Source organism: Nocardia sp. NPDC050175 (genome assembly GCF_044459885.1).
Classification (GTDB): domain Bacteria; phylum Actinomycetota; class Actinomycetes; order Mycobacteriales; family Mycobacteriaceae; genus Nocardia.
The window spans coordinates 99,163-125,129 of record NZ_JBITJI010000015.1 but is presented as its reverse complement, the minus strand read 5'-3'; the positions used below and the strand labels follow the sequence as shown (position 1 = coordinate 125,129).

Below are 25,967 nucleotides of genomic sequence, written 5' to 3'. Positions count from 1 at the left end.
AAGGGGGACCACGGATGACCGAACGACACGGGCAGGCGCTGTACGAACGCTTCCTGCGGGGCTTGGTGTTGTCGCCGGATCGGCCCGCGGTGAGTTCCGGTTCGGACGCACTGACCTATCGCGAAACCCATCAGCTCGCCCTGGGCTGGGCGGGCGCACTGCTGGCCTTGTCCGCCAAGGCGGGGACACCGGATCCGACGGCGGTCGGGGTGCTCGCCGGCCGCGGTATCGCCGGTTATGTCGGAGTGCTCGCCGCGCTGTACACCGGGGCCGCGGTGGTGCCGCTCAACCCGGGCTTCCCGGCTGCTCGCCTGCGCGAAATGATCGACCTCGCAGGCGTTTCGGCGTCGCTGGCCGACGCCGAGGGCTTGGCCGCGCTGGCCGCGATGGCCGACGACGCCCCTCGCCTACCGGTACTGCCGATCGGCGCGCGAACCCGCGGCGAGGCGCCGCCCGAGTCGGCGCTGCGCGAGCCACGCCCGGTCGATCCCGACGCCGTCGCCTACCTCCTGTTCACCTCCGGCTCGACCGGCCGCCCCAAAGGCGTGCCGATCCGCCATTCCAGCGCCTGGCACTACTTCGAACTACTCGACCGGCGTTACCGATTCGCCGCCGACGACGCGTTCTCCCAGACGTTCGACCTGAACTTCGACTGCGCGATGTTCGACCTGTTCTGCGCCTGGGGGTCCGGCGCGCGCCTGGTCCACATCCCGGCGCAGCGGTACCGCGACCTCCCGGAATACCTGACCGCACAACAGGTTACGGTCTGGTTCAGCACGCCCAGCGCCATCACGCTGGTGCGCCGGATGAGCGGCCTGGCTCCGGCATCGATGCCGACCTTGCGCTGGAGCTTCTTCGCGGGCGAGGCGCTACGGTGCGCCGACGCCGACGCGTGGCAGGTGGCCGCGCCCGGCGCGGCGCTGGAGAACCTTTACGGACCAACCGAAGCGACCGTCACGATCACCAGCCATCGCTGGGATCCGGTGCGCTCCATGGCCCTGTCGGTCGACGGCCTGGTGCCGATCGGCGCGCTGCACCGCGGCCACGAGGCTATGTTGTTGCGCGACAATGAGATACACGCAGACGAGGGCGAATTGTGTATCACCGGCCCGCAGCTCACCGCCGGATATCTCGACCCCGCCGACAATGCCGGACGTTTCCTGCGGCGCGACGGCATGACCTGGTATCGGACCGGCGATCGGGTGCGCAGGCTCGAGCTCGGCCAGTTCGCCTACCTCGGGCGACTCGACAGCCAGGTACAGGTCAACGGCTGGCGGGTGGAACTGGCCGAAGTAGAGCACGCGGTCTGCGGTTGTCCAGGGGTGGAGCAGGCCATCGCGGTGCCGCGAACCACCGACGGATCCATCGAGATCGTGGTGTTCTACACCGGCACACCGATGGACCCGGCGATGCTCGGCCGCCTGCTGCGCCCCGTCCTGCCGCACGGCATGCTGCCCCGCGACTTCCGGCACCTTGCCGAGCTGCCGTTGAACGGCAACCGGAAGACCGATCGCCGAACCTTGGCCGGGCTCGCCGCCGCGCGGCCCGAATTCCCCGCCGGATCACCGGGGAAACCACGCAATTCGGCAGTCAACCCCTAAACCGATGTCGTACACATCCATTCCCAATCCATTCCGGGCCCGTATTGCCGACGCCATTCCGGGACGCCCGGAAAATAGGGGTATAGCGCCGCCATCCGCTCGATTACCGTCCACAATGGCGCGCTGCCGCGCAGTCCTCCAAAACTCCGCAATCCGCCACCAGGCAGGTAGAACGATGCGAATCACCGAGTGGATCAGAAGGAGGCCGCCATGCGTGTGCTTCTCGTGACCGTGCCGTGGAAGACCCATTTCTTCAACTTCGTTCCCCTCGGCTGGGCGCTGCAGACAGCAGGACATGAGGTCCGCGTCGCGAGCGAGCCGGAACTGCTCGACACCATCACCGGCGCGGGCCTGACCGCGGTGGCCGTCGGCGGCGGGGACACCCTCGCGCAACGGATCCGGCAGGCCTGGCGGGACAAGATCCTGCCGCCGCCGGAGGACGCGCCACCGATGGGTGAGCCGCGCGAGTTGTTCGACGTGAGCGCGAGCCGCGAACGGCTGAGCTGGCCGGAGCTCAATCGGCTGTACGACACGCTGGTCGTGCCGAGGGCAAAGCTCAACAGCGACACCATGATCGACGATCTCGTGACGTACTGCCAGTCCTGGCGACCGGACCTGGTCGTGTGGAACGCGGCGACATTCGCGGGCGCGATAGCCGCGACGGCGGTCGGCGCCGCGCACGCCCGCGTGCTGTACTCCGTCGATGTCTACACCCGGATGCGCGAGGACTATCTGCACGTGCAGGCGCTGCAGCCGCCGGCGGAACGCGTGGACGGCTTCCGGGATTGGCTGACGCAGTGGGCGGGCAAATACGGCTGTGAGTTCTCCGAAGACCTGGTCAACGGCCACGTGACGATCGATCAGATGCCGCCGCAGTTCCGGCTCGAGTCCGATCTCACCACCTTGTCCTGCCGCTACGTCCCCTACAACGGTCCCGCCGTGATCCCGTCCTGGCTGTCGGCGCCACCACCGCGGCCGCGCGTCCTGATGACCTCCGGACTGTCCGTGAACGAGTGGCCGGAATTCCGCGTCGTGCCGCTGGACCGGGTGCAGGACATCCTGCACTCGCTCGCCGACCTCGACATCGAGCTGGTGCTGACCCTGCCCGCCCAGCTGCGCGACCAGCTCCGGATTCCAGGCAATACCAAGGTCGTCGACTTCGTCCCACTCCCCGCCGTGCTCCCGTCGTGCGCGGCGGTCATTCACCACGGCGGCGCCGGGTCGTTCAACAGCACGTTGCTATGCGGCGTCCCGCAACTGCTCATCAGCCAGGCCCTCGACGCACCGATCAAAGCCGCGCATCTACAGCGACTGCGGGCCGGTCTGTCCATCCTGCCGGACGAGGTGAGCGGACCGGAGGTGCGGCGAAACCTGGTGCAGCTGCTGTCGGATCCGTCGTTCGCCGAAGGCGCCGAACGCCTCCGGCGGGCGGTGCTCGACCTGCCGACCCCCAACGAACTGGTCCGCGAACTAGAGCGACTGACGGCCGAGCACCGCGCCGAGGTCCGCGGGTGACGAGCGCGGAACGGCACTACGCCCGGCTGGGACGTACCGGGCTGACCGTGAGCAGGCTCGGCCTCGGCACCGTCAACTTCGGCGACCGGGTCGACGAACCCGCGGCGCACCGGTTGCTGGATCACGCGCTCGATCGCGGCATCAATCTCATCGACACCGCGAACATCTACGGTTGGCGAATCCACAAGGGCCACACCGAGGAAATGATCGGCCGCTGGCTGGACTCGCGGGCGCGACGCGACGACGTCGTGCTGGCCACCAAGGTCGGCCTGCCGATGACCGACCGGCCCAATGACGGCGGACTTTCGTTGCGGCACATCGTCGCCGCGTGCGAGGCGTCGCTGCGCAGGCTGCGCACCGAGTGGATCGACCTCTATCAGATCCACAAGCCGGACCGTGGCGTCGGCTGGGACGAAATGTGGCAGGCGATGGAGCTGCTGGTCGCCCAGGGCAAGGTCCGCTACGTCGGCTCGTCGAACGCGGCAGGCTGGCAACTCGCCGCCGGGCAGGAGGCGGCCAACCGGCGGCACTTCCTCGGCTTCGCGTCCGAACAGTGTTTGTACAACCTGGTCACCAGATATCCGGAGCTGGAGCTGATCCCGGCGGCGCAAGCGTACGGAACCGCCGTGCTGGTCTGGTCACCGCTGCACAGCGGCCTGCTCAGTGGGGTCCTGCGCAAGAGCCGCGAGGGCAGCAGCGTCAAGTCGGCGCAGGGCCGGGCCGCATCGGCGCTGGCGCAGCAGCCCGACACGATCGCCGCGTACGAGCACTTCTGCGCCGAGATCGACCGTAGCCCAGCCGAAGTCGCGCTCGCCTGGACGATCGCCCGCCCGGGAGTGACCGCGGTGCTCCTCGGCCCGCGCACGGTCGACCATATCGATGACGCGTTCCGCGCCCTCGACCAGCCGCTGTCCGACACCGAGCAGGACGAGCTGGACAAGCTCTTCCCGCCGCTCGGTCACGGCGGACCGGCCCCGGATGCCTGGATTTCACGTTGAGGTGCCGCAGACAGGAGAACACGCCCGATGACAATGAACCGGCAACACACCGATTCCTGGATCGTTCCGCACGAGTCGATCCAGGAACGTGAGTCGCGCGAGCAGCTCGCCCAGTTGCTCACCGACACCCCCATCCCGCCGCAGTATCTGATCGACAACCTCCCCGTCTATCTGCGCCGTCAGCAGCTCGGCGATCTGTTGTCCATCAACACGCTGTATCAGCTCGTCCAGGACGTGCCCGGCGTGATCATGGAGTTCGGCGTCCTGCACGGCCGCCACCTCGCCGCATTCACCGCGCTACGCGGTATCTACGAGCCGTACAACTCGGTCCGCCGGATCATCGGATTCGACACCTTCACCGGCTTCCCCGAGATCAACCCGATCGACGATGTCAGTCCGAGTGCGGTGGTCGGCAGATTCCGCACCGCGCAGGGATACCCCGACCATCTCCGCGAGGTGCTGCGCGCCCATGAGCTCGGCGAGCCGATGGGTCACGTGCAGCGAACCTTCGTGGTGGAAGGCGATGTCCGGGAGACCCTCCCCCGCTACCTGGACGACAACCCGCAGACCGTCATCGCGCTCGCGTACTTCGACCTCGATCTCTACGAGCCGACCCGGGATCTCTTGCGGATCATCACCCCCTATCTCACCAAGGGCAGCATCGTCGCCTTCGACGAATTCATCCATCCCAAGTGGCCGGGCGAGACCGTCGCGCTGCGCGAGGCGCACGGACTGAACGACCTCACGCTGCATCACATCCCCGGCCGCGAGCCACCCGTGACCTACCTGCGGTGGAATCACTAACCCGACACCGAGGAACCACCTGAGCCCACAGGCCCCCACGCGGGGGCTTGTGGGCTCACGCGTATCCGCCCCAGCTTCGTTCCCGGCTCCGCCGGGTGCGGCAACTCAGCGAAAGTGAATCCCTCTTTTCTCAGATATACATACGTATGTATAATAAGGTCGAGGTGTTCTCCACGGACCGTTCGCAACAGCCACTTCGTCACAGGCTCACCCGTTCTCGAAGAGGAAGCATGCGCATTCAACCAATATCGTCGATGAACGTATCAATCCTCGCCGACGGCAGATTGGAACTGTTCTCGCCGGTCGACGGCGCGTACTTCGCCGGAAATGCCTGGACCGCGGCCATCTGGATCGCGTTTCAGCAGCACGCCTGTGACCCGGCCAGGGCAGCCGACGCGCTCGCCGCGTTCTGCCAGAGCGATCCCAACGACGTCCGCGCCGACCTGGCGGGCCTGATCGACGAGCTGCTGCGCCGCGGACTACTCGAATACGTGCCGGATCCGGATGAGAACGCCGACTTCCGATGCTTCTGACAGGCCTGGGCGCGGCCCCGCACGGTTCAAGCGCCGTCGACCAGCGGCTGTTTGCTTCGCAGATCGCTGCGGCCGTTCACATTGAGCTTCCGGTAGACCTTGGTCAGGTGCTGCTCCACCGTGCTCACCGTGATGAACAGCTTGCGACTGATCTCCCGGTTGGTGTGACCACGCGCGGCGAGGACCGCGACGCGCTGCTCGGCCTCGCTCAGTATCGCCGAGGACACGGCGTAGCCATTCGTGCCGGTCTTGTGCAGGGTGACCGACGGCTGCTCGCCGACCAGGTCCTGACCTTGCGTTTTTCGAGTGAAGTTGTTGGTGCGCAACAGGTCTGCGCATTCGCGCAACAGTTGCGGACGCACCACCGCATCCGCGGTCATGGCGGTATCCAGCCGCAAGGCCGCCGTGCGGACCGCGAATGTGTCGCCGCCGGGCCGGGCGCGCTCGGCGGCGATGATCTCCTTGGCCTCGCCGAACCGGTTGAGCGCGAGCAGGGCCTGCGCGGCATCGCCACGCCAGGGCAGCAGCGCGGGCAGGTCGAGTCCCCATTCGGCGGCCAGCGCGCCGCACGCCTCGAAATCGACCAGCGCCGCGTAGGCGCGCTTCATCGCGAGGTGATAGTGGCCCCTGGCGCGCAAGTACTGCGGCCAGAAGCGGGTATGCACGATGCCGGCCGGCAGCGGCCAGTTGACCAGCATCTCCGCCTCGGCCAGCTTGCCGTCCCAGGTGGTAGCGAGCAGCAGGTGCGCGATCGGCGAGCCGACGACCGCGGTCTGCGCCCGCTGCTGCAGGGTGGAAAGGGCTTGGCGCGCATGCGATTCGGCCGCGGTGAGGTCGCCCCGGCGCAGGCAGATCTCCGACTGCACGTCGGCAAGCAGCGCCGTCCAGGTGTCGGCGCCGATCCGGTCGGCGCGATCGCCGAGTATCGCGCACCAGTGGGCGGCCTGAGCCAGCCTGCCGCCGTGGATCAGCGTGCTCAGCGCCGCAAGCACCACGTCGATGATGCTGTCGGTGATGCTGCAGCTCTGCAGGGTGCGCTCGGCGTCGCGCAGCGCGGCGGGGCCGATGCCCGCGGCGATCTGGGCAGGCAGTCCGACACCCGCCGCCGCGGCGGCCGCGGGCGTGAACAGCGGCGGGTAGGTGTAGCGCAGCCACGCGCCCGCCGTGTCCAGATCGCCGTCCAGGAACGAGTCCGCGGCGAGCGCGTCGTCGAGCCAGCGCATCGCGGGCTCGGCCGGTTCGACCGCATCGCGCCACAGCAGACAGGTGGTCAAGGTGAACGCTTCCCGATCCGACAGCAGCCGCCGGTCGAAGGCCGACCGCAACGGCCCGATCAGGCCGGCCACCGCGGACGGGTTCACCAGCGACCGCACCCTGGCCAGCTCGGCGATCAGACCGATCCGTTCCCGCTCGGTCGACGAGCACTTCAAGGCGAGGTCCAGGCAGTCGATGGCGCGCGGGAGCCAGCCCGCGGCGAGCGCGTGATCGGCCACCTTCCGCAGGATGCCGGTCACCCACGGCTCGGTGACCGGCCGTCCCGCCGCCAGCAGATGGCCGGCGATTTCCCACGGATCGGCGCCCTCGTCGCGCAGCAGACGGGCGGCCCGCAGGTACATCGCGGCGTGCGCGCCCGGCAGCAGCCCGGCCAGTACCGCCCCTCGAATCGCCGGGTGCCGGAGGCGGCCCGAGTCGAGCAGGCCGGTGCCGTCGAGCGCGGCGAGCGATCGCCGGATCACCGGCTGGTCGAGGTCGAGCAGCTCGGCCAGCGCCGCGGGCGAGGCCCAGTCGCCGAGCACCGCCAACCCGTGCAGCACCACGCGGAGCTGCGGTCGCCATCGGTTCAGACAGCTGGACACGCCGTCGCGCAAGGCGTTGCCGACGATGGGTTCGGTGAGCTCGCCCGCGCCGTCGGCGGCCATCGCCGCGCGGTGGTCCTCGATCAGCGCCTTGAGGATCAGCGGGTTGCCGCCGCTGATCGCGGTGAAGCCGGGCACGGCCCGCGGCGACAGCTCGCCGGGCAACTCCGTGGTAACCCGGCGGACCACCTCCTCGGCCGACAGCGGCGCGAGCCACAGTTGCAGACAGGCCGGGTGGCGGGTCAGCTCGGCATGGAAGACCGGGTGCTCGGCGCCGGGGTGCTGCCACTCGGTAACCATGATCATCACCCGCGCCGCTTCGATGCGGCGCTGGATATACAGCAGCGCGTGCTGGCTGCGCCGGTCCGCGTACTGCACGTCGTCGACGATCAGCACCAGACAGCGGTCCTTTGCCAAGTCGTGCAACACATTCCACACACCGGCGACGACGGCGAAGTCGTCGACCTCGGGCGCATGGATGATCTGCGCCAGCCGTTCGGCCGCGGCCGGGGGCAGGCGGGTCGCCTGGAGCAGTTGCATCAGCACGCCATAGGGGGTCGAACGTTCCGCGAGCGAACCGTACGCGGTCAGTACCATCGCGCCTGCCTGCACCGCGTGGTCACCGAACGCCCGCAATACGGAACTCTTGCCGGTGGCGCCGGCGCCGGAGATAACCGCAACTCGCCCCTGACCGGTCTCACATTCGGCCAATAGATTCACCAACGACTTGCCTGTCGAACCGAAGTCGGCGAGCTGCACGCGAAATCCTCCCCATTCACCGAGAGGGCGCACACGTTGTGCGTGTGCGCCACCGTTCGATGAAGTGCGCACGAAGTGGGATGCGCACTTTTCAACCCGTTGCATGATCGTAATCGGCGGCATACGAGGATACAAGCCCGCGATATAAGGGGGGTTATTCGATTTGACAAACGGCGAGACTGGGGATAGCGGAACCGGAGGACAAGCTCCCATTAGGAAGTCCTGCAACCGCTTAGCGATCAGAACCTGACTCGAGGTTTAGGCGAGCCGGTGCTGACAAATATCGACTGCCGTCCCACCTTCGTAGCTGGAGGGTTACCGGCGGCCTTGCGCAACCCAGCCCAATGGCCGGTCAGGTAACCATTGGGCCGAAAACGCCCAAATCGGACATCGAGTCCGCCTCGGCAATAGAAACCGCAGGTCAGGTCCATAAGATAATGCCGACCGACAAATCCACCGGTGGCGTTAAATCATTCAACATTTCACTAATAAGCCCGCGTTCCACACGCCACCCGGCCACCTCCCGAGTTCGTGCGCACCCTATCGATAGCCCTGTCGCCTATCACGCAGGAATCGTCTCGATACCTTGCGAGGATTCGTGAGCCCGCGTCGATAGAATAATCGCTATCGCACAGCGGCCGGTCAGCCACACCGGATACGTCAACCCCTACGCCGCGCCCCGAACCCCGAGGCGCCCCCTATCGTATTCGGCACAACAACATTATGCGCCGACTCCGCATCCGGGGTCGGATCTCGAAGCAATAGGGGGTGGAACTGTTCCGATATGGCTCCCGACGAAAAGCCACACCGCTGGAGGCGACTCCCGGGAATCAGGCGAAGACGCGACTCTCGCGCTCGCCGAGGTCGAGGCGGCCAGCCGTCGGTAGGCTGGTTCGAGGGCTGGAGTGCCGAATCGTGTGGGGGTAGCAATGAACGAGGAATCGGTCCGGCGGCCGAAGGGTCTCGGCAAGCGTGCGTGGGTGACCACGAAACTGGTCCGCCGCCTGCTGCGCGCGCTGGCCTGGTCGAATGTCGTGCGGGTCACCGTGATCGGCCGCGAAACTGTGCCGAAGACCGGCCCGGTGATCGTGGCCGGCAATCACATCTCCATGCTGGACGCGGTCTTCCTCTGGGGCGCGCTGCGGCGCCGAGCCGTCGCCATCGCCATGGCGGAACTGTGGTCGTGGCCCGTGGTGGGCTGGCTGGTGCGCAGGCTCGGCCAGATCCCGGTGTTGCGCCGGGACAGCGAATCCGGCCGGTCCGCGCTGTCCCAGGCCGAACAGATCCTCCGCCACGGCGGCGTCCTGCTCATCTATCCGGAAGGGCGGCTCGTCGCCCCTGACGAGCACGAACCCTACAAGCCAGGCGTCGCGAAACTAGCGCTGGCAACCGGGGTTCCGATCATCCCCGTAGGGACGACCGGAACCGACCGGGTACTGCCCACGCGCCGCACGCGCGGCACCGGCCCCGCCTTCGACCGCAGCCAACAGGTGACGATCCACTTCGGCGACCCCATCGACCCCGCCGACTTCGACGACCCCGAGAAACTGCTCGATTACCTACGCCAGCAGATCGAAACCCTGCGCGTCGTGGAGTGACCTATTCGTTGGCGCTGCCGATCGGGGTCGGCAGGAATCCCGACTTCATGAAGGCACCGATATAGGTGTCGAGCACGCTCGCATCGATCGGCAGGCAGACGATCGCGCTCCCGGCGAGGGCTCGTCTGGTGTTCGCGCAATCCACCGCGAGGTCGGCCGCGCCCGCCGCGTAGTTGCCGCCCAGGAGGGCGGCACGGACCAGGGAGTCGTCACCGGCCAGGTAGCGGGCGTTGGCCTCGTCGGCGAGGCGGAGCTGGATGGTTTCCAGTGTTTCGGTCGCGATGGGCAGGCCGTGTGCGCGCAGGCTCTCGAAGATGTCGCGGATCGCCAGCGGGGTCTCGTTGACCAGGTGGTACGCGGTATCGCGGGTCGCGATGAGGGAGATCTCCACGATGGCGCGGGCCACGTAGGTCACCGGCACCAGCGAGATCGTCGCGGCGCCGACGTCGGGTGCCATGCCGAGGATGGCCGCCGCGCGGATCATGTTCCAGAACGAGTCGTCGGCACTGTTGACGCCGACCTGCAGATCGCCGGAAACCAGCCCGGGGCGGTAGATCCGGGCGGGCACACCGCGCTCGGCCGCCTGCAGGACCAGTTGCTCCGCCGCCCATTTGCTCGCGATGTACCCCTGCGCGGGCAGTTCGTCGGCACTGATTCGGGTGCCCTCGTCGACCGGCGCACCGGGCTGGACGGCAGAGATCACCGTGTTGATCGTGGAGACGAAGTGGACCGGCTTGACCCGTTGAGTTGTCGCCAGGCGCAACACTTCTCGGGTGCCCTCGACGTTGGCGGCGCGCAGGCGAGGGTACGGCTCGAGGTGGTTCACCTGGGCGCCGTTGTGGTAGATGACGTCGATCCGCTCGGCGAGCCAGGCGTGGGACGTCTCGGACAGTCCGAGCGACGGTTCGGCGAGATCGCCTGGTACGAGCACGATTCGGGCCTCGGGCAGGTCGCCCCACAGCTGGTAGCGCCGCAACGCTTGGTAGACCCGGTCGCGCGCCGCATCGATGCTGTCGGCACGCACCAGGCACCAGACGACGGCGTCGGTGCGGTCGAGCAGTTCTCGCAGCAGGTAGGCCCCCACGAAGCCGGTGGCGCCGGTCAACAGCACGTCGCGGGCGGGACCCGGATGGATCGGTTCGAGGCCTGCGCTCGAAACCTCCGGTCCGAGTACGGCATCGGCGGTGATCATGGCCGGGCTGTGCACCGGGACGTCCTGACCATCGATGCGGGCGGCAAGGCTGCGCACGGTGGACGCGCTGAAGAGGGTAGCGACCGGCAGCTCGAGGCCGAGTCGAGCCGACAGCGCGTGCTGCAGGGTGAGGGTGAGCAACGACGTGCCGCCCCGGCCGAAGAAGTCGTCGTCGGCGCCGACCTGCTCGACTCCGAGCACCTCCGCGAACACCTCCGCGACTGTCTCCTCGGTCCGGGTGGCCGGCGGGCGGAAGGTCGCGGCCGCGAAGGTCGGCTCCGGCAACGCCTTTCGATCCAGCTTGCCGACCGGTGTCAGCGGAATCTCGTCGAGCGGCACGATCGCGGCGGGCACCATATGCCGTGGCAGGCTGCGCTCGGCGTACTCGGTGAGCCGATCCGCGTCCACCTCGCGCCCGGGCACCGCGCGCACATACGACACCAGAACCGTTTCCCCGGTGGGTGTTTCGTGTCCGATCGTGACCGCGAACCCGACGTCCTCGTGCCCGCTCAGCACCGCGTCGATCTCGCCGAGCTCGATGCGGAAGCCGCGGATCTTCACCTGGAAGTCCGAGCGCCCGACGTACTTCAGGTCCCAGGGAACTCGCGCGAAAGTGGCGGCGTCGGCCCGCTGTTCCGGCGGCGCGTTCCAGCGCACCAGGTCGCCGGTGCGGAACATGCGCGCACCCGGTTCGCCCCATGGATTCGCGACGAACCTACCCGCCGTGAGTCCGGCGCGCGCGTGGTAGCCGCGGGCCAAGTTCGCTCCGGCCAAATACAATTCGCCGGTGACACCGGGCGGCACCGGATGTAACCGCGCATCCAGCACCAACGCGGATACGCCGGGCACCGGCCCGCCGATGGTGATGTCACGACCCGCGGTCTGTGCACCGAGGGTCACGGCGATGGTGGCTTCGGTCGGGCCGTAGGCGTTGATATACCGTCGGCCCGGCTGCCATTTCGCCAGCAACTCCGGTGTCGTGACATCGCCGCCGACCAACAAGGTCCCGGTCGGCACGCCGGTGGGATCGACGGTGCTCAGCACCGCCGGGGTGGCGCTGCAGTGCGTCACTTGCTCGTCGCGCAGTACCGCCGCGAACTCGGGCCCGCCGATCACGGTGGGCGGCAGGACGACCAATGTCGCGCCGACCGACAACGTACACAACCACTCGAATGCCGCCGGATCGAAACTCGGCGAAATCGAGTGCAACAGACGGTGATTCGACTCGAGTTCCAGCGCACTCACCGTGTGGTCGATCAACCCGGCGAGCCCGGCGTGGGTGACCATGACACCCTTCGGCACACCCGTCGAACCGGAGGTGTAGATGAGGTACGCCGGATTGTGCAGGCGCAGTGGGGCAATCCGGTCGGCATCGGTGACCGGCGCTGCGGAGCGCCGGGCGCACACCGTCTGGATTGCCGGGTGGTCGAGCATCAGCCAGGTCACCTCATCGGGCAGGCGATCGACGTACTCGGTGGTGGTCAGGCCGATCACGGCCGCCGAATCGGTCACCATATGCCGCACCCGATCCACCGGATAGGCCGGATCGACCGGCACATACCCGCCACCGGCCTTGGTCACCGCGAGCACCGCCGCCAGCATCTGGCATGAGCGCGGGAAGGCCAGCGCGACAAGACGTTCCGGACCGACGCCGAGACTGATGAGGAACCGCGCCAGCTTCGACGAATACTCGTCGAGTGCACCGTAGGTGATCGATCGGCCCTGGTCGCGCACCGCGATACGGTCGCGCCCCCACCGCATCCCGCGGAGCAGCAGATCCGGCATCGCCACGCCTGCCGTCGCCTCGGGGTGGACCCGGGTGAGCGCGGCGTACTCGTCGTCGGCCAGCAACGCGAGATCCCCCACCGGCAGGTGCGGCCGTGCGACGATCGCCGCGAGCAACCGCGTGAACCGGTCCGCCAGCACCCGAATCGTCGCTTCGTCGAACAGCTCTCGCGCGAACGAGAACTGCGCGGCCAGGCCCGCGGTCGTCTCCCGGATCGCCAGCGACAGGTCGAACTTCTCGATACCGGGCTCGAAATCGACTGCGGCGACCCGCAATCCGGGCAACTCGAAGGTGGCATCCGGCAGATTCTGGAAGACGAACCCGACCTGGAACAACGGGTTACGCGCCGTCGACCGATCCGGGTTCAGCGATTCCACCAGCCGCTCGAACGGGATATCGGCATGCTCGAACGCCCGCAGGTCGACCTCGCGCACCTGCTCGAGGAGCGCACCGAAGTCCTGCTGCCCGGTGACCCTGGCGCGCAGCACCAGCGTGTTGACGAACATGCCGATCACCGCGTCGAGTTCGGACTCGCCGCGCCCCGCGACTGCTGTGCCGACGGCGATGTCGTCGGTCCCCGACCACCGGGCCAGGAAGATCGCCAACGCGGTGTGCAGCACCATGAACACCGTCGCGTTGTGCGCACGGGCGAGCTCGGCCAGTCCGTGCTGTACGTCGCTGTCGATCGAGAACCGCACGTGCCCACCGGCAAACGACCGCATGGGCGGGCGCGGACGGTCGAAGGGCAGCGCGAGCTCGTCGGGCAGGTCGGCCAGCGCGGTACGCCAGTAGTCGACCTGACGCGAGATCAGGCTGTCCGGATCCGTCTCGGCCCCGAGTGACTCGCGCTGCCAGATGCTGAAATCGGCGTACTGCACCGGCAGCGGCGCCCAATCCGGGGCCGTACCAGCCGATCTGGCCGCATACGCGACCATCACGTCGCGGGTCAACGGCGCCATCGACCATCCGTCACTGCAGATGTGGTGCGCGACGAACACCAGCACGTGCTCGGTCTCGGCGTCCGTGTCGACCCGGAACAGACTGGCCCGCAACGGAATCTCCACCGCTACGTCGAACCCGGCGGATGCCACTTCGACAGTCCGCGGCAGCACGTCGGCCACCTCGACTACTTCCGGTACGAGGTCGATGACGGCTTGTTCGACGGGCCGGATCGACTGGTAGGCAACACCATTGTGCTGCGGGTACACCGTGCGCAGGATCTCGTGTCGGGCGATCACGTCGCCGATGGCCAGGCGCAGCGCCGCGACATCCAGGTCGCCGGTCAGCCGCACCGCGATGGGGATGTTGTAGACCGCCGATTCCCGATCGAACTGGTTGAGGAACCACATGCGCTGCTGTGCCAGCGACAGCGGGATCCGCTCCGGCCGCGGCCCGGCCACCAAGGCCTGGCGCCCGGTGCCGAGTTGCCGTCCGACCTCGGCGGCCAGGGCGGCCACCGTAGGGGCGGTGAACAGCAGTCGCGCGGGCACCCGCGCGTCCAACGCCGCGCCGAGCCGGGCCGCGACCTGCGTGGCCAGCAGCGAGTTGCCGCCGAGTGCGAAGAAGTTGTCGTCCAAGCCGATTCGGCCGACGCCGAGCACCGACCCGAACACCTCGGCCACCGCTGCTTCGGTGGCGTTCTCCGGCGCGCGGAACACCGCGGTCTCGACCACCGGCGCCGGTAGCGCCTTGCGATCCAGCTTGCCGTGCGCGGTCAGCGGTATCGCGTCGACGACAACGAACGCCGACGGCACCATATATTCGGGCAACACCCGCGCCACCTCGGTGCGCAACGTCGCCACCTCGGGTTGCCCGACCAGATACGCCACGATCCGCTGGTCACCCGGTACGTCCTCGCGAACGACGACCGCGACCTGGCGAACCGACGCCGAAGCCAGGACGGCGGCCTCGATCTCACCGAGTTCGATGCGGAAGCCGCGCACCTTCACCTGATCGTCGGCCCGTCCCAGGTAGACGAGATCACCGTCGGAGTTCCACGAGGCCAGATCGCCGGAGCGGTACAGCCGGGATCCGTCCGCGACAAAGGGATTCGCCACGAACCGCCCCGCCGTCAATCCCGGATTGCCGAGATAGCCACGCGCCAACTGCACACCGGAGACGTAGATCTCGCCCGATACTCCCGTCGGTACCGGATTCAACCGGTCGTCCAGCACCCAGATCCGCAAAGCCGGTATGGCAGTGCCGATTACGCTGCGGTTGCTCGCCGAGACCCGATGCATGGTCGTGTGGACGGTCGTTTCGGTGATGCCGTACATGTTCACCAGCTGCGTCTCGCTGTGGCGGGCGCGCCAATCATCGAGTCGGCCGAACTCCAGCGCCTCGCCGCCGAACACGATGTACCGCAACGACAATGCGGCGAGATCGGTGTCCGCCGACAATGCGCGATCCGCCTCGGCCAGCTGATAGAACGCCGAGGGGGTTTGGTTGAGCACGGTCACCCGCTCGTCGCGCAGCAGCTCCAGGAATTGGTCGGCCGCTCGCGACGTTTCGTAGTCCACGACGACCAACGTGCCGCCGTGCAGCAGCGGTCCCCACAGCTCCCACACGGAGAAGTCGAACGCGTACGAATGGAACATCGTCCACACGTCACGATGGTCGAAGGTGAACTGCGAGCGGGTGTTCGCGAAGAGCGCCACGACATTGCGGTGCGGGATCTGAACGCCCTTGGGACGGCCGGTCGACCCGGATGTGTAGATCACATACGCGAGGTTGTCCCCGCGCAGCGCGCCTATCCGGTCCGCGTCGGTCAGCGGAGCGTCATCCGAAAAGTCGCTGTCGTGCACCGTGATCGAGGGTGCCGTGGTGGGCAGCGTGCTGCCCGGCTCTGTCACCACACACGCCGGATCGGCGTCGGCGAGCAGGTAGGTGATCCGGTCCGCCGGATACGCCGGATCGACCGGTAGATAGCCGCCCCCGGCCTTGACCGTCGCGACCAGCGCGACCACCAGGTCCAGCGATCGGGGCAATGCCACCGCCACCAGCTTTTCCGGACCGATGCCGAGCGCGATCAGCTTGCGCGCCAGCCTGTTTGCCCGGACATCCAATTCGCGGTAGGTCAGTGTCTCGGTGCCGAATTTGACCGCGGTCGCGTTCGGGTGCGCCGCCACCACGCTGTCGAACAACCCGGTGAGCGTCAGGTCCAGCCTGGGCGACGTGGCACGCGGGAACACGGTGGCGAAGAACTCGCGGAGTGGTTCCGGCAGGTGATGATCCGGCTGCGCGCCGATCGTGGCGACCTCCGCCTGGGTCACCGGCACCGCGTCGAAGATGCCCGTCGACCCTGCGGTCACATAGGCGATGTCGTCCTCTTGGATGGGACGCAAGCGATCCTGGTACGTCACCGGATCGCCCGACAGCTGAGCGAGCTCGGCGAGCACCCCGGCCTCGTCGACCGTCAGCCACTGGATCGAGCCGGAATTCCGGCTCGATCCAGGCCACGGCGTACCCGCCGTCAGACCGAGCGCCGGTCGCGCATCGGACAGCAGGTATTCGGCCTGCTCCGCCGGTGCGTTCGCGTCCACCACGACGAAACCCGCGCCGGTCTTCGCCACCGCCCACATCGCGGAAACCGCCCCGATCGGCGCGGCGATGGCCACGGCGACGAGGTCCCCCGACCCGACGCCGCGCCCGATCAGCAGCCGGGCCAACCGCGACGACACCTCGTCGAGCTCGCGATAACGCAGCACCGCGCCCGGCAGCGCCACGGCGACACCGTCGGGATCGGCCTCCGCCGCCACCGCCAACAGCCGCGGCAGGATCGCTGCCTTGAGCCGTCGCGTATGCACCGGTCGTGTGCGCACTGGTTGTCGCACCGGCCCGGACGCGTTATCCGTCACACCTATCTCCCCTACACATTTGCTTTACCCCAGCAGATTGCTCATAGCGCATCGCCGGTTATTGGTCACTTGACCAGTTCACGACACGGAGACTTTTTCGGGTCGGTGACGTCGCCGTCGCCCCCAACCGTCGGATTCCTATCACGAAACCGACCTACTACCGCACACTGGGTCTTCCAATTGAAAGTAGCCACTCAATAGCTCTTTCCTTGAAATAGTATCCGGAATGGTTTGGATTCTGCACCGAAAAGGCACCGGAGTGCCATCCGGCTTCAGCGCGTCATGGCTCATCGCGGACAGTCGGGCCGACCGCCGCCAGTTAACCAAGTCCTGGTCTCGACCGCCACCTACCACGATCACCCCGGACCGGCTCCCCCGCAGCCACTGGACAGGCTGACGTGCGCGATCACGTCCGAATCAGGTTAACGGCCTACGTCCTATTTACTAACACTTCCATGCAAGCCCCATTGCTTACCATTTGCCATACCCAAGATTACAGGGCAACCCCGTGACTCAACCCACATATACCATTTGGATATAATTAGGATTCTATGATGATTTGATTACGTCGATCAATCCACTTGATAGCACACTCGTGCAAAACACAGTCGGGGCCTTTCAGCTCGAGTCTTGCGCACGCCGGGATGCCGCGGGCGGGCGAGTCCACTGCCGAGCGTCTCGGTTCCGGCGCCGAGACCCGGCGCGGCCGCCGACGTGGGTACAGTCACTCAGCGGCGCTGTTGTGTAACAGTTTTGCCGCTGCGGAAGACGCACTGTGTGGGGATTGGGGCGGCCCGCGCCGGTCGAAGCACAGCCGATAGGGAGTACTAGATAGATGCATGTTCGATGAAGCTCACCGCACTACGCAGCACCGCCACGCTGCGCACCACCGTTGTCGCGCTCGCCGCCACGTTGTCCGTGAGCCTGCTCGGCGGGACCGCGTCGGCTGAGCCGCAGAAACCGTCGGCCGTCTCCTCCATCACCAAGGACGGACGCACCTGGCACCTCAAGGTCTACTCCGCCGCGATGGGCACCGACGTCGCGATCGACGTGCAGCGTCCGGCCGACGAGTCCAAGCCCGCGCCGAACCTGTACATGCTCAACGGCCTCGACGGCGGTGAGGGCACCGCCAGCTGGCAGGCGCAGACCAAGGCGCTGGAGTATCTGTCCGACAAGTCGGTCAACGTCATCCAGCCGATCGGCGGCCGCGGCAGCTACTACACGGATTGGCTCGAGCCGGATCCGGCGCTCGGCGTGAACAAGTGGAAGACCTTCTTCACCGAAGAACTGCCGCCGCTACTGGACAAGACGCTGCAGTCCACCGGCCGCAACGCGTTGACCGGCCTGTCGACCTCGGGCACCTCGGTGCTGCAGCTGGCCGAGGCCAAGCCCGGCTTGTTCAAGTCCGTCGCCGCGTACAGCGGCTGCGCGCAGATCGCCGACCCGGCGGGCAAGCAGTTCGTGAAGCTCGCCACCGAGACCTGGGCGGGTGGCGACACCAAGAACATGTACGGTCCCGACGACAGCCCGCTGTGGGCCGAGAACGACCCGGTGATCAACGCGGAGAAGCTGCGCGGCACCCTGCTCTACGTCTCCAGCGGCAGCGGCATCCCGGTGCTGGACGACGTCAAGTACTACCTCGGTAGCTCGCCCGGCCCCTCCGGCGCGCTCAACCTCAGCCTCGGCGTGATCATCGAGGCCGCCGTCAACGGCTGCACGAACAACCTGAAGAACCGGCTCGACTCGCTGAACATCCCGGCGACCTACCAGTTCAACCCCGTCGGCACCCACTACTGGCCGTATTGGGAAGAGGCACTGCACAATTCGTGGCCGATGCTCGCCCAGGGCATGGAACTGCCACACTGATCGGTGATCACTGAACGGGAGGAGTCCATCGGACTCCTCCCGTTTTCGTGTCACTCATCGGCACGCGTGGGGTCAGGCGAAGTCGGCGACCCGGGGCTCGCGTTGTTCAACCTGCGCAAACGGACCTTGGGCAGGGCCTATCGTCACTGCGATGAGCGCACACTTCGAGGAACTCGGCTGGCAGCAGACGGCTATGGGGGAGATCAGTTTGCGGCGGCGGTTCGAGCCGACTGCGCGTATTGATGTTTTCGAGGTCAAGCTCGGGGATGAGTATCTCATGTCGAGTCTGTTCACTGTGGCGGAGCGTGAGCTTGCGCGGTTGGGGTTGGCGCGCACCAAGGGGGCGGATTTGGATGTGATCGTCGGCGGGTTGGGGTTGGGTTATACCGCGCAGGAAGCACTGCGGGACAACAGGATTAGGAACCTTACTGTTGTCGAGTATTCGGATGCGGTGATCGATTGGCACAGCCGCGACTTGCTGCCTGACACAGTCGGATTGGCTGCGGACAGTCGAGTTGCCCTCGTTCGCGCCGACTTCTTCGCCGCAGCGACGGGCACGGTGGGTTTCGATCCGGAGAGTCCCGGGCGAACCTACGACGCGATCTTGCTCGACATCGATCACTCACCGCGCCACGTGCTGCACGACCCGCACACCGCTTTCTACACCCAGGACGGTCTGCGGGCCCTATCCAATTTCCTTGCCCCGCAAGGCACTTTCGCTCTGTGGTCCGACGACGCCCCTGACGAGCAATTCCTGTCGGTCCTGGAAACCGTCTTCACCGACGTCGCAGCCGAACAGGTGCCGTTCGACAACCCGCTCACCCGGGGCCGGTCGACCAACACGATCTACCTCGCCACCAGATCCTGACCTTCATCGCTGAATCCGGAGGATATTGATCGGCCACCAGAACCAGCGACCGGCCAGCGCCGCGATGGCGGGCACGACGAACGAGCGAACTATGAGCGTGTCGAGGAACAGCCCGATGCCGACGGTGGTGCCGATCTGGGCGATGTTGTGCGCGTAGCTGACCAGCATGGCGAACATCGTCACGCCGAAGACGAGCCCCGCGGTGGTGACCACCCCGCCGGTATTGACCATCGAACGGATGATGCCGGTATTGACCCCGGCCACGAGTTCCTCTTTGAATCGACTCACCAGCAGCATGTTGTAGTCCGCGCCCACGGCGACCAGGAAGATGAACGACACCGGCGCCACCGACCAGTGCAGCGGATTGCCGATGATGTGTTGCCAGATAAGGACAGTCAGCCCCAGGGCGGACAGGTAGGACAGCGCGACGGTGCTGATCACCGCGACCGCCGCGACCAGGCTGCGCAGCAGGATCAGGACCACGCAGAACACGAAGGCGAACGCGGCGACCACGCTGGTGATGAAGTCCTCGCGGGCGAAGGCTTCGATATTGAGCAGCGTGCCACCGGGACCGCCGACGCTGACCGTACTTCCGGCCAGCGACGTACCCTTCATCGCCCGCAACGACGCCGGGATGATCTTGGCGCTGAGATCCATCGCCTCCCGGCTGAACCCCTCCATCTGCGGCGTCACCACCATCCGCGTCATCTTGCCGTCCGGCGAAAAGAAGAACGGCAGCGCACTTTTGAACAGCGGACTGTCGAACGCTTGGCTCGGCAGGAAGAAGAACCCGTCGGGATCGCCCGCGGTGAAGCCCTTACCGACTTCGTCCAGGAACTGGGTCATCTCGGATATCTGCGGCAACAGAATATTCAGCGTGCCCTGCAGCGGCGCGAGCACACCGTTCACCTGACCGATGAAATCCCGCAGGCTCGCGATTTGCGCGCCGAGTTGCGGAAGTGCTTGCGACGCAGCATGAACACCGCTGACGAGCCCGTCGACCGTACTGTCGAGCTGCCCCACATCGTCGAACAACGAGAACCCGGTGACCGCCGCCTGACAGGGCCGCACCTCTTGGCAATTCGGGATCGCAGTCACGAATTGCCGTGCGGGCTCGGCGGTATCGCGTAGCGAGTTGAGCTTCTCGACCACGCCGCCGACCGCCGATTGCAACGCGACGGCATTGCTGTTCACCTGCGCGAACCCCTGCTCCCCGGTATCGAGCGCGGTCTGCACCCCTTTGATCGTGAGATTCAACTGATCGATGCGCCCCGCCAGACCGGTCAGGTCATCGAGCCGCGGCGTGAGCATGCTCTTCAGCTGGGTGAAGCGGTTGCCGATGTAGCCCGCCTGATCGGTCAGCGTGCCCTCTGCCAGCGGAGTGGTCAACGGCCGCGTAATGCCTTGTACCGCACTGACTCCGGGCACCTGCAAGACGGCGTTGGTCAGCTTGGCGAGCGCGATCAGATCCGCCGGGTTGCGCAGATCGTGATCGGATTCGACGAGAAACAGGCTCGGCGCCATGATGTTCGGCGGCAAATGCCGGTCCGCCGCCGCAATCCCTTGGTTCGCCAGGGAATCGCTGGGTTGCGCGATGCGCTCGTTGAAGCTCGGCCGGAAAGTCGGCAGCACGAGTATCGCCAGCACCAGCACGGCGAGACCGGCAACGAGCACCGGTCCCGGCCAGCGGACCACGGATGTCGCGATCCGCCGCCACCGACGCTGCGACGACTGCGGGCGTGGCTCGAGAAAACCGAGGCGGCTGCCGAGCGCCAACAACGCGGGCCCCAAGGTCAATGCGGCGGCAAGGGTCACGCTCACCGCGATCGTGCACGGCAGGCCGGAGGTGCTGAAGATCGCGAGCCTGGTGATGGACATGCAGGCCGTCGCGCCCGCGACCGTCAAACCCGAGGCCACGATGATGTGCAGAACCCCGTGCAGCGCTGTGTAATACGCGGTTTCCGGGTCCTCGCCCGCACGCCGGGCCTCTTGATATCGACCGAGCAGGAAGATCCCGTAGTTCGTGCCAGCACCGAGCACGATCACCGCGAGCAACGCGGACGCGAAGATCGAGACACCGATCACCTGGTGTTCGCCGAGGTAGGCGACCACCGGCCTGGCCACCGCCAAACCCATCCCGACCGTCAGCAGCGGCATGGCCGCAGTGATCGGCGAGCGATAGACGCACAGCAGCACCGCACCGACCAACCCCGCACACACCACGATGAGCAACAGCATCGAATCGCTGATCGCGACGAGTTCATCGTTGACGACCGCGGAGGGCCCCGTCAGGTGCACCTTGATCCCCGGCGGTGGCGGCGTATCGGCGATGATGTCCCTGGCCGCCTGGGTGGACTCCATGGCCAACGCGGTGCCCATATTCCCGGCCAGATTGAGCAGCACATAGGACGCTTTCCCATCCGAACTCTCACTGGCCGGCGAGAAATTCGGGTTGGACCACAGGTCCATCGCGGAGTTGACGTGCTTTTTGTCCTGAATCAGCCGATCCAGCAGCGTCGTGTAATAGCGGTGGGCGTCATTGCCGAGCGGCATGTCCCCCTCCAGCAGCACGTAGACGAAATTGTTCGTCCCCGACCCACCGAAAGAATTGCCCATCTTGACGATCGCCTGCACCGAGGAAGCCTGGTCCGGCAGAAATGACTGCGCGTGTCCCTTGACCACTGTTTCCAGTTGCGGGACAAAAAGATTGAGCCCACCGGCGGCCAGCAACCACACCGCGATGATCGGCAACGAAAACAGGTACAGCAGCCGCGCCGGCAACGGTCGACCAGGCGCACGCCGCGCAAGTGTCCTGTTGAACGGCACCGACAGCTCCGCGCGCATCCTGACCAGCACCGCACGCGCGCGCATCGAAGCCCGCGTTCTCCACTGCGGCATGCTCATGACACCGGTACCGCGCAGTTGACGGCGGCAAACCGCCCGCTCGACACCTGCGAATCACGAGCGTGCCCATCGACGACAATTCGGCACGAGACTCGGTCGGCTTCCGATTGCGCGACCACTCCCGTCGGCATCGTCAGTCGGTGGGTACGCAACGAAGTCCGCCACGGCAAATCGGTCGAGACATCCTTGACGTTGCCCTGGTCATCCAGATACGACAGCCGTACCGGCATTCCGCTCGGGCCGTCGATCTCATAGTCGACGACCTTCTCACTCGGCCGCCCCAGCACCGGCGGCGCGCTCGAATGCCCGATCGCCAAGTCCGGAATCTCGCTCAATCGCAACCGGCCGATGAATATCGCGGTCACACCCAGAACCAGGAATACAACGCCGTATACCCAAGCACTCTTCATAACGGTCTCCGCTATCTGTTCGAGTCCTTTTGTCCTTTTGTCCCGCAGAGTTCGCGGTACTCCGGTGCGGGCCTCGTTTCGCCAACACGTCGGCTGCCGATTCGACAGTCACGGAGATCTGCCGAGGGCGGTATATTGCCGTGACGCACGGTAACAGACACCATCGCAGGTCGGCAATATGTCATACGGCATACTTATGCCAGCGTCAGGCCCTTGACCACGCTGTTTGACCTGAAACCCGGGTCGGTGACCGGCTAGCGGTGCACAATCATCCCGTTGGGCACCCGCCCGTCGGCAGCGGTTTCCGCCGCAGTAGGCAACGCCGCAACGGTCGGCCCGTCACCCTCGGGCGCCCGCCGATCCTTTTCTCCCGCAATGATTTCCGCGGGCAGATGCAGCCGCGCGACGATCCCGCTGACCGGCGACACAGTCAGCTCGACCTCGATACCGAGCCGCCGCGCCAACCGCCCGACCACGTAGTGCCCGAGATACCGCGTCGGCGCGACGACGAAGTCCTGTTCGCCGCGCAAACGGGCGTTGGCCTGGGCCAATCGGTCCGAGGGCATGCCGATGCCGTGGTCGACCACGGCGAGCAGATAACCGGTCGGCAGCATCCGCCCATAGATCTCCACGTCGAGGTCCGGCGGTGAGAAGGCCAGTCCGTTCTCGATCAGCTCGGCGAGCATGTGCGCGAGCGCGGTGACCGCCCCGCCGACGATCGCGACGTCGTCCACCCGGTGCACCACCACCGGGTGGTAGTCGTCCACCTCGGACAGTCCGGCCCGGATCACGTCGGTGAGCGCGATCGGCTCCGCCCAGCGTCGCGGGCTGGCCTCGCCGACGAGCACCAGCAGGTTCTCGGCGTTGCGGCGCATGCGGGTCGCGAGATGGTCGAGCTCGAACAGGTTGGACAGGCTCTTGGGATCGAGTTCCTGCCGCTCGAATTCACTGATCAGGCTGAGCTGGCGGCGGACCAGGTTCTGGTTGCGGCGCGCGAGATTGGCCAGCGACTCGACGGTATTGCGCCGGACCAGTGCCTGCTCCGAAGCCAAGGTGAACGCGGTGCTCTGCACGCCGTCCAATGCCGCTGCCAGCGCGGTGATTTCGGTGCTCGCGCCCGGCGCGGCGCGCACCGGCTCCGGCGGCGGCGGCTGGGATTGGTCGGAGGTGTGCCAGGCCGCGATGACGCCGGGCAGCCTGCGATCGGCCACGTCGTCGGCCTCGAACGCCAGCATGGCCAGCGGACGCACGATCGCTCGCACACTGACGAAAACCATTGTCACCTCGGCGATTACCGCGATCAGCGCGGCGAGCAGCACGCCGCCGAGGATCAACGCGGCCTGCTTGCGCTGCACCACCGCGCGCTGGCGTACGTCGTCGCCGATCGCCTGCTGCACCCTGCGCTGCTCATCGATGACCGCCGTCATCTGCGCCCACCAGGTCACCGGATCCACCGAACGCAGCAGCGGCCCCGCGTACGACGCGATCGCGATCTTCTCCGATTCCGCTGCCTTGGTGGCGTTTTCGCTACGCAACGCGGCATCGAGCAGTTGCTGTTGCCGACTGGTCGCGTCGCGGGCGAATGCGGCGAGACCGGCCGTCTTGGCGGCGCGGATCTCCTGGAATTGCCCGTACTCGTCGACTCGGAACTCGTCGGCGGCGAAGACACCATTGAGGAAGCCGCGCTCCTTGGCCGTCTGTTCCTTCGTGTCGCCCAGCGCGTACAGCGCCCGCAGTCCGTGCCTGACCTCCGAGTCGCGCGCCGAATCCAGCCCGAGCGTCAGGCGATTCAACACGGTGATGCCGTCGGTATAGAACTGGAAGGCCACCTGCCTGCTGATCTGCCGACCATCGATCTGCCAGCGAGTGTTGGCCAGCGCGGCGAATCTGTCCAGCGCCGAACGCAATTCGGCCGCACCCGGCGTATCACCGATGCCACTTTCGAGCGCGTTCAACGCCCGATCGGTATTCACCCGCTGGTCGGCGACCGACTTCTCCAGCCGAGCATCGCCACCGAGCAGCCCATTGCTCAGCCCGCGCTCCCGCTGCACCTCTTGCACCAGATCCTGCACGGCCAGCGCCAGCGAAACCCCCGCCACAGTGTCCCCACTCTGCCGATACGACCCGACTTCCCGGACCACGATCACGCCGAGCAACACCGAAACCAGCACCAAGGAAACAATCAGAATCCGACTCAATTGACCGCGGATTGTGCGCGGCCGCACGATTCTGCTGCGCGCACCGCCAACTCCGGCAACAACTTCCGTTCTGCCACCGAGAATTTCCGAACGCTGAGGCAAACGCACAACCTGCTCCTCTGATCGACACCGCGATCGCCCCACGCAGAGCACACGGAAAGTCAGCAGCAGCCTCCGCCCACCCCCACCCCCTGTCAACGAAAATCCGGACAAACACCCCACTCGTTACATTTCTAAACACACTGGTAATCAACCCTTTTCGAGATGTCGACAACCTCACAACGCCGGATCGACGGCTGTGAGGTGACCGAAGGAGGCGACGCAGTCCACGACGAGCCGTTCACCGCCGCGCAGTCGTGCAGTCGTGCAGCCGACGAGCCCACAGCCGCAAATTCACCCCAGCTAGTGCATCCCCACGCACATATGTCGCCAACGACATATAGACTGTTGGAGTGAAGCCGCTGTTCTCGATCGAGATCGAGCCAGAAGTGCGGGACTGGCTGGAGTTGCTGCCCGCTAAGCACTTCCTCGAGGTTGACGAATATGTTGGCCTGCTCGCCGAGCGCGCTCAGACACTGGGCGAACCGTTCGCACGCCATCTAGGCGAGGGTGTGCGTGAGTTACGACCGACGCTCGATGGGGCCGCAACCCGGATCACCTACTGGTTCCGGTCCGACCGCACGATCGTGTTACTCACGACATTCCGAAAAACCAAGGACCGGGAGGACGCTGAGGTGAAGCGTGCCATCCGTGCGCGAATGGTGTGCGAGGCCGAACATGGCCCAGCACATGACGAGTTCGTTCGCGTGATCGAAAAAGGAGAGCTGTGATGACACACAGTCGATGGACGAGGCGAAACGATGACGAGCTGACCGAATCTGCGGCTGTCACCGAGGTACGGCAGGAGATCCGACTGTCGATGGCGTTGGCCGAGGCCGTCTACCTTCGCCGCACCGAGCTCGACTTGACGCAAACCGAGCTTGCCCACCGCGCGGGACTCACCCAGGCAAAGATCTCCCGGATCGAGGGGGCAGATGCCGTCCCCACTCTCCCACTGCTGGCAAAACTGGCGCGCGCCCTCGATGCATCGCTCAATATCGCGATCGACGAGGATGACGCACAGGTCAGCTTCACGCCGCACACCAGCGCGGCGTAGCCGACCGCCAGCCCGTTGATCGCCGGTGGCGCGCACACAGCGCGAGGCACTCGAGCAGCTGGTGCG

At 66.4% G+C, this 25,967-nt stretch carries 15 protein-coding genes and 2 pseudogenes; 10 read left to right on the top strand and 7 right to left on the bottom strand.

The genetic code is table 11. The annotated features are described in order from the left end of the window. Positions 1-14: 14 nt before the first annotated feature. From ACIBK2_RS38035 to ACIBK2_RS38015, 5 genes are all read left to right on the top strand, one after another. The gene (locus tag ACIBK2_RS38035) at positions 15-1,601 is read left to right on the top strand and encodes an AMP-binding protein (protein WP_396974767.1); all 1,587 of its coding nucleotides are present in this window, start codon (positions 15-17) and stop codon (positions 1,599-1,601) included. Positions 1,602-1,811: 210 nt separating this feature from the next. Then, a complete protein-coding gene (locus ACIBK2_RS38030) occupies positions 1,812-3,116 on the top strand; it encodes an activator-dependent family glycosyltransferase (RefSeq protein WP_396974765.1) in 1,305 nt (434 codons plus the stop codon). Further along, positions 3,113-4,114, top strand: a complete 1,002-nt coding sequence (locus ACIBK2_RS38025; RefSeq protein ID WP_396974763.1) for an aldo/keto reductase — start codon at positions 3,113-3,115, stop codon at positions 4,112-4,114. The genes ACIBK2_RS38030 and ACIBK2_RS38025 overlap by 4 nt, the downstream gene beginning before the upstream one ends. Positions 4,115-4,141: 27 nt before the next feature. Further along, the gene (locus ACIBK2_RS38020) at positions 4,142-4,918 is read left to right on the top strand and encodes a TylF/MycF/NovP-related O-methyltransferase (protein ID WP_396974761.1); all 777 of its coding nucleotides are present in this window, start codon (positions 4,142-4,144) and stop codon (positions 4,916-4,918) included. A gap of 254 nt (positions 4,919-5,172) precedes the next feature. Beyond that, positions 5,173-5,451, top strand: a complete 279-nt coding sequence (locus tag ACIBK2_RS38015) for a PqqD family peptide modification chaperone (protein ID WP_396974759.1) — start codon at positions 5,173-5,175, stop codon at positions 5,449-5,451. A 26-nt stretch (positions 5,452-5,477) separates the two neighbouring features. Here the strand turns inward: ACIBK2_RS38015 and ACIBK2_RS38010 are convergent, their stop codons facing one another. Then, entirely contained in the window at positions 5,478-8,066 is a 2,589-nt protein-coding gene (locus tag ACIBK2_RS38010) for an AAA family ATPase (RefSeq protein ID WP_396974757.1), read from the bottom strand. A 929-nt stretch (positions 8,067-8,995) separates the two neighbouring features. On the opposite strand from ACIBK2_RS38010, the gene ACIBK2_RS38005 reads away from it, so the two are divergent. Further along, positions 8,996-9,664: a lysophospholipid acyltransferase family protein gene (locus tag ACIBK2_RS38005; protein ID WP_396974755.1), complete on the top strand. Its 669-nt coding sequence runs from the start codon at positions 8,996-8,998 to the stop codon at positions 9,662-9,664. A gap of 1 nt (position 9,665) precedes the next feature. On the opposite strand, the gene ACIBK2_RS38000 is transcribed toward ACIBK2_RS38005, so the two are convergent. The 3 genes and pseudogenes from ACIBK2_RS38000 to ACIBK2_RS37990 all read right to left on the bottom strand — a co-directional run. Further along, positions 9,666-14,255 (bottom strand): amino acid adenylation domain-containing protein, encoded by a 4,590-nt coding sequence (locus tag ACIBK2_RS38000; protein ID WP_396974954.1) that lies wholly within the window; start codon positions 14,253-14,255, stop codon positions 9,666-9,668. Between the two features lie 78 nt (positions 14,256-14,333). Next, positions 14,334-15,803, bottom strand: a pseudogene (locus ACIBK2_RS37995) (amino acid adenylation domain-containing protein); the annotation flags it as partial. A 102-nt stretch (positions 15,804-15,905) separates the two neighbouring features. Further along, positions 15,906-16,400 (bottom strand): annotated as a pseudogene (locus ACIBK2_RS37990) (AMP-binding protein); the annotation flags it as partial. A 945-nt stretch (positions 16,401-17,345) separates the two neighbouring features. Here ACIBK2_RS37990 and ACIBK2_RS37985 point away from each other — a divergent pair. Both ACIBK2_RS37985 and ACIBK2_RS37980 read left to right on the top strand, forming a co-directional pair. After that, positions 17,346-18,365, top strand: coding sequence for an alpha/beta hydrolase (locus ACIBK2_RS37985; protein ID WP_396974753.1), 1,020 nt, complete (start codon positions 17,346-17,348; stop codon positions 18,363-18,365). A 151-nt stretch (positions 18,366-18,516) separates the two neighbouring features. Next, on the top strand, positions 18,517-19,233 hold the full coding sequence (locus ACIBK2_RS37980; protein WP_396974751.1) for a spermidine synthase: 717 nt from the start codon (positions 18,517-18,519) through the stop codon (positions 19,231-19,233). 3 nt (positions 19,234-19,236) lie between these two features. Here the strand turns inward: ACIBK2_RS37980 and ACIBK2_RS37975 are convergent, their stop codons facing one another. The 3 genes from ACIBK2_RS37975 to ACIBK2_RS37965 form a co-directional block, all read right to left on the bottom strand. Beyond that, positions 19,237-22,077, bottom strand: a complete 2,841-nt coding sequence (locus ACIBK2_RS37975) for an RND family transporter (RefSeq protein ID WP_396974952.1) — start codon at positions 22,075-22,077, stop codon at positions 19,237-19,239. A 56-nt stretch (positions 22,078-22,133) separates the two neighbouring features. Beyond that, the gene (locus tag ACIBK2_RS37970) at positions 22,134-22,547 is read right to left on the bottom strand and encodes an MmpS family transport accessory protein (protein ID WP_396974749.1); all 414 of its coding nucleotides are present in this window, start codon (positions 22,545-22,547) and stop codon (positions 22,134-22,136) included. Positions 22,548-22,801: 254 nt separating this feature from the next. Next, positions 22,802-24,718 carry a nitrate- and nitrite sensing domain-containing protein gene (locus tag ACIBK2_RS37965; protein ID WP_396974747.1) on the bottom strand — a complete coding sequence of 639 codons (1,917 nt, stop codon included), beginning with the start codon at positions 24,716-24,718 and terminating at the stop codon, positions 22,802-22,804. A gap of 479 nt (positions 24,719-25,197) precedes the next feature. Here ACIBK2_RS37965 and ACIBK2_RS37960 point away from each other — a divergent pair, with 479 nt between their 5' ends. Together ACIBK2_RS37960 and ACIBK2_RS37955 are read left to right on the top strand one after the other, a co-directional pair. Further along, complete coding sequence (locus tag ACIBK2_RS37960; RefSeq protein ID WP_396974745.1) at positions 25,198-25,575, top strand: type II toxin-antitoxin system RelE/ParE family toxin; 378 nt, start codon at positions 25,198-25,200, stop codon at positions 25,573-25,575. After that, a complete protein-coding gene (locus tag ACIBK2_RS37955) occupies positions 25,575-25,901 on the top strand; it encodes a helix-turn-helix domain-containing protein (RefSeq protein WP_396974743.1) in 327 nt (108 codons plus the stop codon). The genes ACIBK2_RS37960 and ACIBK2_RS37955 overlap by 1 nt, the downstream gene beginning before the upstream one ends. Positions 25,902-25,967: the final 66 nt, after the last annotated feature.